Below are 11226 nucleotides of genomic sequence, written 5' to 3' on the forward strand. Positions count from 1 at the left end.
GGTTATGCTGTCAGCCTGCCTGGGAGAGTGAAATGGCCTACGATTTTGATCTTTATGTAATTGGCGCCGGTTCCGGCGGTGTGCGTTCGGCGCGGTTCGCCGCGGGTTTTGGCGCGAAAGTCGCGGTCGCCGAAAGCCGCTATCTGGGCGGCACCTGTGTCAACGTCGGCTGCGTGCCGAAAAAACTGCTGGTGTACGGCGCCCACTTCGCCGAAGACTTCGAGCAGTCCGCAGGCTTCGGCTGGAGCCTGGGCGAAGCCGACTTCGACTGGGCCACGCTGATTGCCAACAAGGATCGCGAGATCAATCGCCTGAACGGCATCTATCGCAATCTGCTGCTCAACAGTGGCGTGACCCTGCACGAAGGCCACGCCAGGCTGATCGACCCGCACCAGGTGGAGGTCAATGGCCAGCGCTACACAGCCAGGCACATCCTGATCGCCACCGGCGGCTGGCCGCAGATCCCGGACATTCCGGGGCGCGAACACGCCATCAGCTCCAACGAGGCGTTTTTCCTCAAGGAACTGCCCAAGCGCATCCTGGTGGTGGGCGGCGGTTATATCGCGGTGGAGTTCGCTGGGATCTTCCATGGCCTGGGCGCGGACACCAAGCTGCTGTATCGCGGCGAGCTGTTCCTGCGTGGCTTCGATGGTGCGGTGCGCAAGCACTTGCAGGAAGAGCTGACCAAGCGTGGGCTCGACCTGCAGTTCAATGCCGATATCGAGCGCATCGAAAAGCAGGCTGACGGGAGTCTGAAGGTCACGCTCAAGGATGGTCGCGAGCTGGCCACCGATTGCGTGTTCTACGCCACCGGCCGGCGGCCGATGCTCGACAACCTGGGGCTGGAAAATACCGGGGTGAAGCTCGACAAGCGTGGCTTCATCGAGGTCGATGAGCAGTATCAGAGCGCCGAGCCGTCGATCCTGGCGATTGGCGATGTGATCGGGCGCGTGCAGTTGACGCCGGTGGCCCTGGCCGAAGGCATGGCCGTGGCGCGGCGTCTGTTCAAACCGGAGCAGTATCGTCCGGTGGACTACAACATGATCCCGACCGCGGTGTTCAGCCTGCCGAATATCGGCACCGTTGGCCTGACCGAAGAGCAGGCGCGGGAAGCCGGGCACAAGGTGCAGATCTTCGAAAGCCGCTTCCGGCCGATGAAGCTGACCCTGACCGAATGCCAGGAGCGCACGCTGATGAAGCTGGTGGTGGATGCCGAGACCGACAAGGTGCTGGGCTGCCATATGGTCGGCCCCGACGCCGGCGAGATCGTCCAGGGCCTGGCGATTGCCTTGAGGGCCGGCGCCACCAAGCGTGACTTCGACGAAACCATCGGGGTGCACCCGACGGCCGCCGAAGAGTTCGTCACCATGCGCACGCCGGTCGCCGGTTAAGCCTGCTCTGGCGGCTCCGGCCGCTGCTCTTCTGTTTCTGGCTGCGCCTCGGTCTTCGCGGCGGCAGCCAGTTGCAGGGCCTCCAGGCTGGCCTCGGCCTTGGCGGCGCGTAGTTCCAGTTGTCGATTGTCCTGCAGCTGCTGCTCCAGGTTCTGCTTGAACTCATGACTTTCCAGCAAGGCGACGCGCAGACGTTCCTGGAGGAGGGTGTGTTCGCTGTTCAGGCGAGTGGATTGCTCCAGCAACTGGCCAAGCTTGCTGTCGGTTTTCTGTGCCTGCTCCTGTGCCTGGCGCAGCTCCTTCTGGGTAGCGCGTTGCTCGCTGGTCAGGCGTTCGTTGTCGCGGTGCAGTTGGGTGATCTCGTCCTGGCGCACCAATGCGCTTTGCTGGGCCTGTCGCAGTTCCTGTTGCGCTTGCTGTAGCTGGCCTTCATGGCGGCGCTGGTCCTGCTCGCGCTGCTCCTTGACCGCACTGCGGTAATGCTCGAGGGCGTCCCGGGCGTGCAGGTGCTTTTCTTCCAGTGAACGAATCTGCTCGTCCTTGTCTTTCAGGCGCAATTCGAAGTCGGCCAGGGCCTGGTTCAGTCCGGCATTGCGTGTCTGTTCGCTCTGCAGGATGGAGCGGGTTTCCTGCAGCAGCGTGCTTTCGCTGGCCAGGGCTGCAGCCTGGGTCTGCAGTTGCTGCCGCAACTGGGCCTGTGCCTGCTCGGACGCGGCCTGCTGCGCCGCCAGTTCCTGGTTCATTTCCTCCACTTGCGCCTGGGCCTGCGCCACGGGCTCCTGAGCCTGTTCGCGCAGGCGCTGGGCCATGCGCTGGATCAGTTCCGTCAGTTCTTCTTCCAGGGCTTCCTGTGGCGCGGCGCGGCGGGCTTCGCTTTGCTCCAGCTCCTTCAGGTAGCGGTGAATGGTGGTTTTCGAGCCGGTATTGCCCATTTCGATGCGCACCGCATCGATGCTGGGGTGTTCGCCGCGAGCGAGGATTGCCGAACGGGCGATTTGCACCACCGCCTTGTTAACGCCGCCACGAGCCATGGGATCTCCTACAATTACGTACTTTTTTACGTGGTATGTATAAAGTGTAATTGTACAATAAAATCAAAGATAAATATTCGAATTGTTGACATGGGATATACTGGTATTACCCCGTGTCATGACCAGAACGCCCTGTTGCAACCCGCCATTTCCGTACGCAAGACGAGTCGAGCAAGCCATGAGTGATCTGGATCGTTATCTGCACGCCGCGACCCGCGACAACACCCGACGCAGTTACCGGGCGGCCATCGAGCATTTCGAGGTGACCTGGGGCGGGTTCCTGCCGGCGACCAGCGACAGCGTGGCGCGTTATCTGGTGGCGTACGCGGGGGAGCTGTCGATCAACACCCTGAAGCTGCGGCTCTCGGCCCTGGCGCAGTGGCACAACAGCCAGGGTTTCGCCGACCCGACCAAGGCCCCGGTGGTGCGCCAGGTGTTCAAGGGCATTCGCGCGCTGCACCCGGCGCAGGAGAAACAGGCCGAGCCTTTGCAGTTGCAGCATCTGGAGCAGGTAATCGCCTGGCTGGAGCAGGAAGCCACCCAGGCCCGGCTCGATGACAACCAGCCGGCGCTGCTGCGGGCGCGGCGTGACAGCGCGCTGATTCTCCTGGGATTCTGGCGCGGCTTTCGCAGCGACGAGTTGTGCCGGCTACGGATCGAGCATGTGCAGGCGGTGGCGGGTTCCGGCATCAGCCTGTATCTGCCCCGCAGCAAGAGCGATCGCGACAACCTCGGCAAGACCTGGCACACGCCGGCGTTGCGCCGGCTGTGCCCGGTCCAGGCCTATATCGAGTGGATCAACGTCGCCGCCCTGGTGCGTGGCCCGGTGTTTCGTGGCATCGACCGCTGGGGCCATCTGGGCGAGGAGGGGCTGCACGCCAACAGTGTGATTCCGTTATTGCGCCAGGCCCTGGAGCGCGCCGGGGTCGCCGCCGAGCAATACACCAGCCACTCCCTGCGCCGCGGTTTTGCCACCTGGGCCCATCGCAGCGGCTGGGACCTCAAGTCGCTGATGAGCTATGTCGGCTGGAAGGACATCAAGTCAGCCATGCGTTACGTCGAGGCCAGCCCGTTTCTCGGCATGGCCCTGACCCAGGAAAAGCCGGTCGGCGAGTAAATACGTATTTCTTCTATTAATACTGCGCGCTAATAGCCAAACCTAATCAGCAGCATCAGCTTTGCCAATGAGCCTTGGCTGGGAGCATTGGTTAGGATTCTCCCCATCAAGTTTTCAACCCAAGTTTTTACCCACTGATGGAGAATCACCGATGCCTATCATCAACAGCCAAGTCAAACCGTTCAAAGCAACCGCCTTCAAGAATGGCGAGTTCATCGAAGTGTCGGACGCCACCCTGAAAGGCAAATGGTCCGTCGTGTTCTTCTACCCGGCTGACTTCACCTTCGTTTGCCCAACCGAGCTGGAAGACCTGGCAGACAACTACGCCGAATTCCAGAAACTGGGCGTGGAAATCTACAGCGTTTCGACCGACACCCACTTCGCTCACGCTGCCTGGCACAACACTTCGCCAGCCATCGGCAAGATCCGCTACACCATGATCGGCGACCCGACCCTGGCCATCTCCCGCAACTTCGACGTGCTGATCGAAGAAGCCGGTCTGGCTGACCGTGGCACCTTCGTGATCAACCCTGAAGGCCAGATCAAGATCGTTGAAATCAACGACGGCGGTGTTGGTCGTGACGCTTCCGAGCTGCTGCGCAAGATCAAGGCCGCTCAATACGTCGCTGCCCACCCAGGCGAAGTCTGCCCAGCCAAGTGGAAAGAAGGCGAGGCTACCCTGGCTCCTTCCTTGGACCTGGTCGGCAAGATCTAAGCCTGTGACTCGCTACAGCAGGGCGGACCGCCGCACCTAAGTCAGCTGCACCGCCCTCAAGAACGCCCGGGCGAGATTCGCTCGGGCGTTTTTTTTCGATCTGAATAAAAGGAAATCGCCCGTATGTTGGACGCCAATCTTAAAGCCCAGTTGAAGTCATACCTGGAACGGGTCACCCAGCCGATCGAGATCGTTGCCTCTCTCGACGACGGTGCGAAATCCCAGGAAATGCTCGAATTGCTGAAAGACGTTGCCAGTCTTTCCAGCCAGATTACCTTGCTCGACAACGGTAGCGATGGGCGTAAACCATCGTTCTCGATCAATCGCCCGGGAAGCGACATCAGCCTGCGTTTCGCCGGTATCCCCATGGGCCACGAATTCACTTCCCTGGTGCTGGCCTTGCTGCAAGTCGGCGGCCACCCCTCGAAAGCCAGTGTCGAAGTGATCGAACAGATCCGCGCCCTCAAAGGCGAGTTCAACTTCGAGACTTACTTCTCGCTGTCCTGCCAGAACTGCCCGGACGTGGTCCAGGCGCTGAACCTGATGGCGGTGCTGAACCCGAACATCCGCCACGTCGCCATCGACGGCGCGCTGTTCCAGGACGAAGTCAACGATCGCAAGATCATGGCGGTCCCCAGTGTCTACCTCAATGGCGTGAACTTCGGCCAGGGCCGCATGGGCCTGGAAGAGATCCTCGGCAAGCTCGACACCGGGGCCATCGAGAAACAGGCGGAAAAAATCAGTGCCAAGGATGCTTTCGACGTCCTGGTGGTCGGCGGTGGCCCGGCCGGTGCGTCGGCGGCGATCTACGCGGCCCGCAAAGGCATCCGTACCGGTGTCGCGGCCGAGCGTTTCGGCGGCCAGGTGCTGGACACCATGGCCATTGAGAACTTCGTCTCGGTCCAGGAAACCGAAGGGCCGAAACTGGCCAGCGCCCTGGAAGAGCACGTTCGCCAGTACGACGTCGACATCATGAACCTGCAGCGTGCCAGCGCGCTGGTGCCGGCCAAGGAAGTCGGCGGCCTGCACGAAGTGCGTTTCGAAAGCGGCGCGAGCCTCAAGGCCAAGTCGCTGATCCTGGCCACCGGTGCCCGCTGGCGCGAAATGGGTGTGCCCGGCGAGCAGGAATACAAGGCCAAGGGCGTGTGTTTCTGCCCGCACTGCGACGGTCCGCTGTTCAAGGGCAAGCGCGTGGCGGTGATCGGTGGCGGTAACTCCGGCGTCGAAGCGGCCATCGACCTGGCGGGTATCGTCAGCCACGTGACCCTGCTGGAGTTCGACAGCAAGTTGCGCGCCGATGCCGTGCTGCAACGCAAGCTGTACAGCCTGGCGAACGTCAACGTGATCACCAGTGCGCTGACCAGCGAAGTCAAGGGTGACGGCCAGAAGGTCACCGGCCTGGTGTACAAGGACCGCGATTCGGGCGAGTTCAACACCGTCGACCTGGAAGGCATCTTCGTGCAGATCGGCCTGCTGCCGAACACCGACTGGCTCAAGGGCACCGTCGAGCTGTCGCCTCGTGGCGAGATCATTGTCGATGCCCGTGGCGAGACTTCGCTGCCCGGCGTGTTTGCCGCCGGTGACGTGACCACCGTGCCGTACAAGCAGATCGTGATCGCGGTAGGCGAGGGCGCCAAGGCCTCGCTGAGCGCCTTCGACCACCTGATCCGCACCTCCGCGCCGGCCTGAGCCGACCGCGGAAAAAACAAAACCCCATGAGCCTTGGCTCATGGGGTTTTTTGTTGGTGGCTTCTGTAGGAGCGAAGCTTGCTCGCGATCAACGATGACGCGCTGGATCAGCCAAGTCGCTGCCTACCGTGGGCGCGTCCCGCTCCCGCAGGAAGCGCGAGTTACAGCGGTGCCGGCTGGATGATTTCCACCCAGTAGCCGTCCGGGTCCTTGATAAAGGCCAGGCTCTTCATGCGGCCGTCGTTCAGGCGCTTCTGGAAATCGCAGCCCAGGGCTTCGAAGCGCTCGCAGGCGGCGACGATATCCGGCACCGAAATGCAGATATGGCCAAAGCCGCGCGGGTCGGTGTTGCCGTTGTGATAAGCGAAGTCCGCATCGTTCTCGGTGCCGTGGTTGTGGGTCAGCTCGAGGATGCCGGGGATCGACTTCATCCACTCGGTACGGGCCGCGGCGTCGGCCGGGATCTGCGCCTTGTCCACCAGGGCGAGGAAGTACAGGCTGAATTCGGCTTCGGGGAAGTCGCGTTTTTCCACCAGCGAGAAACCCAGGACCCGGGTATAGAAGTCCAGGGACCTGGTGATGTCCTTGACCCGCAGCATGGTGTGGTTGAACACGAAGTTGGCGGTGGCGGTGTCAGGCTGGGCGGTTACGCCGGGGAAAGTATTGAGTTCGTGCAGGCTCATGGGCCCTCCGGAAAAGAAGTGGGCAAGAACACTCATGCTAATGAGCCCCTTGGCTTGCAGGGCGTCGGGCGTCCTTGCGGTCGGGTAATGATACGCAAGAGCGGCAGGGCGCACCAAACACAAAGCTACGAATCTGTTGCTCGATACTCGTGCCAGCCTCAGACTTCAAGGCTCGTCCCTTACGTGTTCATGACCATGCGCTTATCGTTCAAAACCCTGTGTCTGCTTGCCCCCTGGCTTCTGGTTCCGGCCCTGGCCGAGGCGGCGGACCCGGTGATCACCTGGCCCAGCGGCTGGCAGATCGAAGAGTTGCCACAGGCGCAAGAACAACCGGCCAAGGTATTCCGCCAGCGCGCGGTGAAGAACGATGCCGGCGGCACGCCGCTGATGGTCATGGAGTTGACCATGACTCAAGTTGAAAGCGGACATCAGGTCAATCTTCAGGCGGTCTTGCTGGAAATGCGCAAGTCGGTGCAGAAGGACTTCGGGCGCGGCGGTTATCAAAGTGTATGCACGCGTATTCATGACACGACATTGAGTCGCCTGGTGGCGCTGGAAACCACTTGCACCATTACCGAAAACGGCCGCCATGTGTTGTCGCAAACACTGGTGGCGGCTGTCGATGGCGATAAGGCCTATGTATTGTCTTATGCCGGACAGGCTGCGGTTTATGCCGAAAGTCAGGAGGAAATCCGCGGGGTGAGAAGTAGCCTGAAACTTTAGCGGGGTGCGATTGTGCTACGTCGGCCAGCACGACTCGTGCATTTGAACTAAGTACAAAGTTGTAGGGTCGAGCGCGGGATTGGGTGCGTAGCTGCAGTTCAGGCTGGGTGTTTATGGCCGCTCAGGCAATCTAGGGGTTGCAACTTATTCGATTTCGAAACAAAGAGCCTTGGCTTAAAGGTAAAGACCCTGCATTGGCAGGGTCTTTTATATACATCGGTTGCTTAACCGCGCAGCCAGGAATCTACAGTGGCGGCGCCGTACTGTTCTTTCCAGGCTTTAAGGCCACGGTGATTGCCGCCCTTGGTTTCGATCAACTCGCCGGTGTGCGGGTTCTGGTAAACCTTGACCACGCGTGCACGACGGGTTTTCGGCGCGCCCGAGAGCGGCAGAGCGGATTTGCCCGGATTAGGATCGAGAATGGCGATAATGTCGCGCAGGCTTTTGCCGTAGGTCTTCATCAGGCCCTGGAGCTTTTCTTCGAACTCGATTTCTTTCTTGAGTCCGGCGTCGTTCTTCAGGGATTCCAGCTGGGCGAGCTGTTCTTGAAGGGCCTTTTCTGCTGCACGAAATTCAGCGAGTCTGGACAATATCTTTACTCCAATAGTGTATTTGGCTGATACCAACCGCAAACAAAGCTATAAGCCAAGAGCCTTAGAACGACTCGATTATAATGGCCCACCTGTGAATCTTGTACAGGCTTGAAAAATTGTAGTAGTTAATCTGGCGCAAGTAAATCACGTCGTTGTTGATGCACGCAATTTGTCATCTTCTGATTCAAATTGGTGCGCGAAACAATTACCGAGTTCAATAAATCTTCATGAAAAATGGCTATTTAGTGGCGCGCCAGTGCTTGTAGGAATTCTTCCCCGGGCATTGGCCTGCCGAATAAGTAGCCCTGCAGGAAGTCGACGCCATGGGCGGCCAGATAGTCCTGTTGTTCCACTGTTTCCACACCCTCGGCGACTATCCCCAGTTCGAGCTTGCCCGAGAGTTCGATGATGCTGTCGAGTATGTGCCGGGACAGGGCGTCGACTCCAATCATGGCCACGAAGCTCTGGTCGATCTTCAGGTAATCGACATTGAACTTGCGCAAGTAACCCAGGCTTGAATGGCCGGTACCGAAGTCGTCGATGGCGATCATTACCCCCAACTTGTGCAGTTCCTCGAACAGGTTGTGGGTGATCGCGGTCGGTTCTATCAGTTCGCGTTCGGTCAGTTCCAGGACCAGCCTCACCTTGCCCGGCGGGAACATGCCGAGAAACTGCCGGCAGTCCTCCAGCAACTCCAGGTCCTGGCAATGGCTGGCGGTGATATTGATGCCGATATGAAAGTCGTCGATGAAGGTCGGGGCGTGGGGCGCCAGCAGCAGGGCGGTCTGCTGCATCAGCAAACGGGTCATGGGCACGATCAGGCCGGAGTGCTCGGCGAAGGGAATGAACAGGTCCGGACGCACCAGGCCTTCCCGGGGATGTTTCCAGCGCATCAGCACTTCGATGCCGGCCCACTGTTTCGTGTCGCCGCGCACCACGGGCTGGAAGTACGGGATGAACTCCGCCGCTTCCAGGGCACGCTGCAGTTCATGGCTGGGCGACGACGAGCGTTTTTGCAGCCAGTGGCCAAGGGCCGCCGCCAGCACCCCGAAGAAGATCAACAGGCTGAACAGGGCAGGGTACTGGGACTTCATGTAGAGCCAGATATCGCCTTCGGGGAACCCCGCGTTGACGCTGTAGGGGTAGCGCGAAGAGGCCATCTGATAAGGGGTGACCGGGGGCGGCGGAGCGATGGATTCATGGACCTGGCCATCGTCGGCCAGCCAGTAGGGGCCGACTTGCAGTTGCAGTTCGGCAAAGCGGCTGATCAGGCGCAAGGCGTTGCTCAGGTGATAGCCGTCGATGGTGGCCAGGACCGCGCGTTCACCCTCTTGCAGGCGATAGACCAGCAGCGCGGTGTTGGGCGTGACCTGGTTGCCGTCCATCAACCACAACTTGCCGTCGACATAGTCCGCCGGGTCCAGTAGGAACGAGGATTGGCCGAGCAGCGAGCTGCAGTAATTGTCATTGCGCCACACCAGATTGGTCGAGCGCACGAACGGGCGGCGGGTCACCTGTTCGCGCAGGGCCAGTTGCCGGAAGTCGTCGCAGGGCTGGCCGACTTGCGCCATCAGTGCCCGGGCGGCGAGGTCGGCGTTATCGAGCATCAGGTCGAACTGGCGGATCGCTTCCTCGGCAGTCTGCTGGCTGCTGTGAGTCAGCGTGCGCTCGGCCTGCATATAAAGGATCGCCACGCCCAGCACCACCGGCAGCAAGCCGATCAGCATGGTTCGCAGGTTGCGGGTGGAGCGTTTCAACGGGCCTTTGGCGGTCAATGGCATGGAGGAAAAACCTGTGGCGAAGTGGGGGCCAGAGAACGCTCAAAAGCCGCTGGACGGTATGGCGGCAGGTCCGGCGGCATCCGGTCCATGGGCATGATAGACGGCGCCTCCGGGTTGCGCTCAGTCACCGCGATACAGACTCCGTGCCTGCTCGATAAAGGCCAGAGTCGCTGGTGACGATTGCCGCCGGTCCAGCACCGCCAGCCCTACCTGGCGCCGGGCGGGAGGTGACAGCGGCTTGATCAGGTAGCGCGGGTCGCTGGCCTCGGGCAGCGACAATTGTGCGACCAGGGTCAGGGCCTCGCCGCGGGCCACGGTCTCCAGGGTGCTGAGCAGTTGCGAGCTGCGATAGCGGATGTTGGGGCTGAGCCTGGCCGCGAGGAACAGCCGGGAAACCAGCTCGGCGGAACCGGCCTCGGTGAGGATGAACGGGTCGTCGCAAAGCTCGGCGAGACTCACCGAGTCCTTGCTGGCCAGTGCATGCTGGCTGGGGATCAGCGCCACCATCTGGTCTTCCACCAGGGCGAAGCAGTCGAAGCGTTCCTGGGGCAGTACCACGAAACCGACATCGATACGCCGTTCCTCCAGCCATTGCAGTACCTGGCGGTCGGGCCCCTCGTCGATGTGCACCTCGATACCGGGATGAGCCTGGCGGTAACGCTGGAGGATTGCCGGCAGCAGTTTCATCGACGAAGTCGGGCCGAACGAGCCGATGCGCAAGGTGCCGCGTTTCATGCCGCGGGCGTCGGCGGCTTCCTGTTCCATGGTGGCGGCCAGGCCGAGAATGGCGCGGGCCCGCAGCAACAATTGCTGGCCGATATCGGTGAGTTCCACCAGCGACTGATGCCGGCGGATCAGCTCGACCCCCAATTCCTGCTCCAGGGACTTGAGCGCGTGGGACACCGCGGACTGGCTGATGCCCAGCCGGCTGGCGGCGCTGGTGAAGCCGCGCAGCTCGGCCACCAGGGAGAAGATCTGCAGTTGGCTCAGGGTCATGAGTAAAAGCTCATTTTACGATGATCAGGCATTAGTCGAAGAATACCCGAACCTTCCTTTATCCGCGCCTCGGGGCCTTATGAAAACTGTCGATCAAACCTGTACCGGGTCTTCCGATTGGCCGGTGTATTGCAAACTGGCGGCGGTCACCATGATCTGGGGCGGCACTTTCGTCGCCGGGCGCCTGCTGGCCGGCACCCTGGAGCCTTTGCTGGCCGCCAGCCTGCGCTTTCTCCTGGCCAGCCTGGCCTTGCTGCTGTTCATGGCGATCGCCCGGATTGCCCTGGTGCGCCCGAGTCTGGCGCAGTTCGCCCAGCTGGCGCTGCTGGGGTTTTTCGGGATCTTTTTCTACAACCTGTGTTTCTTCGAGGGCCTGCAGTCGATCAATGCCTCGCGTGCCTCGTTGATCGTCGCCCTCAATCCGGCGGTGATCGCCCTGGCATCCTGGGCGCTGTTCAAGGAGCGCTTGAGTGGCGCCAAGCTGTTCGGCATTGCCTTGTGCCTGGG

At 61.0% G+C, this 11226-nt stretch carries 11 protein-coding genes; 6 read left to right on the forward strand and 5 right to left on the reverse strand.

What is annotated here, in order from left to right; translation table 11 throughout:
- Nucleotides 1–32: 32 nt before the first annotated feature.
- Nucleotides 33–1391, forward strand: coding sequence for a glutathione-disulfide reductase (gene gorA / locus AC07Y9_RS25675; protein ID WP_102680464.1), 1359 nt, complete (start codon nucleotides 33–35; stop codon nucleotides 1389–1391).
- Here gorA and AC07Y9_RS25680 read toward each other — a convergent pair.
- A complete protein-coding gene (locus AC07Y9_RS25680; RefSeq protein ID WP_053261494.1) occupies nucleotides 1388–2422 on the reverse strand; it encodes a DNA-binding protein in 1035 nt (344 codons plus the stop codon). The genes gorA and AC07Y9_RS25680 overlap by 4 nt on opposite strands.
- Nucleotides 2423–2600: 178 nt before the next feature.
- On the opposite strand from AC07Y9_RS25680, the gene AC07Y9_RS25685 reads away from it, so the two are divergent.
- The 3 genes from AC07Y9_RS25685 to ahpF all read left to right on the forward strand — a co-directional run bounded on the left by AC07Y9_RS25685 (nucleotide 2601) and on the right by ahpF (nucleotide 5943).
- Complete coding sequence (locus AC07Y9_RS25685; protein ID WP_102680465.1) at nucleotides 2601–3539, forward strand: site-specific integrase; 939 nt, start codon at nucleotides 2601–2603, stop codon at nucleotides 3537–3539.
- 151 nt (nucleotides 3540–3690) lie between these two features.
- Nucleotides 3691–4254: an alkyl hydroperoxide reductase subunit C gene (gene ahpC, locus AC07Y9_RS25690; protein ID WP_007921754.1), complete on the forward strand. Its 564-nt coding sequence runs from the start codon at nucleotides 3691–3693 to the stop codon at nucleotides 4252–4254.
- A 123-nt stretch (nucleotides 4255–4377) separates the two neighbouring features.
- Nucleotides 4378–5943 carry an alkyl hydroperoxide reductase subunit F gene (ahpF, locus tag AC07Y9_RS25695; RefSeq protein ID WP_102680466.1) on the forward strand — a complete coding sequence of 522 codons (1566 nt, stop codon included), beginning with the start codon at nucleotides 4378–4380 and terminating at the stop codon, nucleotides 5941–5943.
- 161 nt (nucleotides 5944–6104) lie between these two features.
- On the opposite strand, the gene gloA is transcribed toward ahpF, so the two are convergent.
- Nucleotides 6105–6626 carry a lactoylglutathione lyase gene (gloA, locus tag AC07Y9_RS25700; protein ID WP_007921757.1) on the reverse strand — a complete coding sequence of 174 codons (522 nt, stop codon included), beginning with the start codon at nucleotides 6624–6626 and terminating at the stop codon, nucleotides 6105–6107.
- A 195-nt stretch (nucleotides 6627–6821) separates the two neighbouring features.
- On the opposite strand from gloA, the gene AC07Y9_RS25705 reads away from it, so the two are divergent.
- On the forward strand, nucleotides 6822–7349 hold the full coding sequence (locus AC07Y9_RS25705) for a DUF4946 domain-containing protein (RefSeq protein ID WP_037033835.1): 528 nt from the start codon (nucleotides 6822–6824) through the stop codon (nucleotides 7347–7349).
- A gap of 224 nt (nucleotides 7350–7573) precedes the next feature.
- Here AC07Y9_RS25705 and AC07Y9_RS25710 read toward each other — a convergent pair whose 3' ends face one another.
- The 3 genes from AC07Y9_RS25710 to AC07Y9_RS25720 form a co-directional block, all read right to left on the reverse strand.
- Nucleotides 7574–7939 carry a histone-like nucleoid-structuring protein, MvaT/MvaU family gene (locus tag AC07Y9_RS25710; RefSeq protein WP_007921761.1) on the reverse strand — a complete coding sequence of 122 codons (366 nt, stop codon included), beginning with the start codon at nucleotides 7937–7939 and terminating at the stop codon, nucleotides 7574–7576.
- A 245-nt stretch (nucleotides 7940–8184) separates the two neighbouring features.
- On the reverse strand, nucleotides 8185–9723 hold the full coding sequence (locus AC07Y9_RS25715) for an EAL domain-containing protein (RefSeq protein ID WP_102680467.1): 1539 nt from the start codon (nucleotides 9721–9723) through the stop codon (nucleotides 8185–8187).
- Between the two features lie 120 nt (nucleotides 9724–9843).
- Nucleotides 9844–10719: a LysR family transcriptional regulator gene (locus AC07Y9_RS25720; protein ID WP_102680468.1), complete on the reverse strand. Its 876-nt coding sequence runs from the start codon at nucleotides 10717–10719 to the stop codon at nucleotides 9844–9846.
- 79 nt (nucleotides 10720–10798) lie between these two features.
- On the opposite strand from AC07Y9_RS25720, the gene AC07Y9_RS25725 reads away from it, so the two are divergent.
- On the forward strand, nucleotides 10799–11226 hold a 428-nt coding region (locus AC07Y9_RS25725), incomplete at its 3' end, for a DMT family transporter (protein ID WP_146021875.1).

The organism is Pseudomonas sp. GW456-L12 (assembly GCF_059424045.1).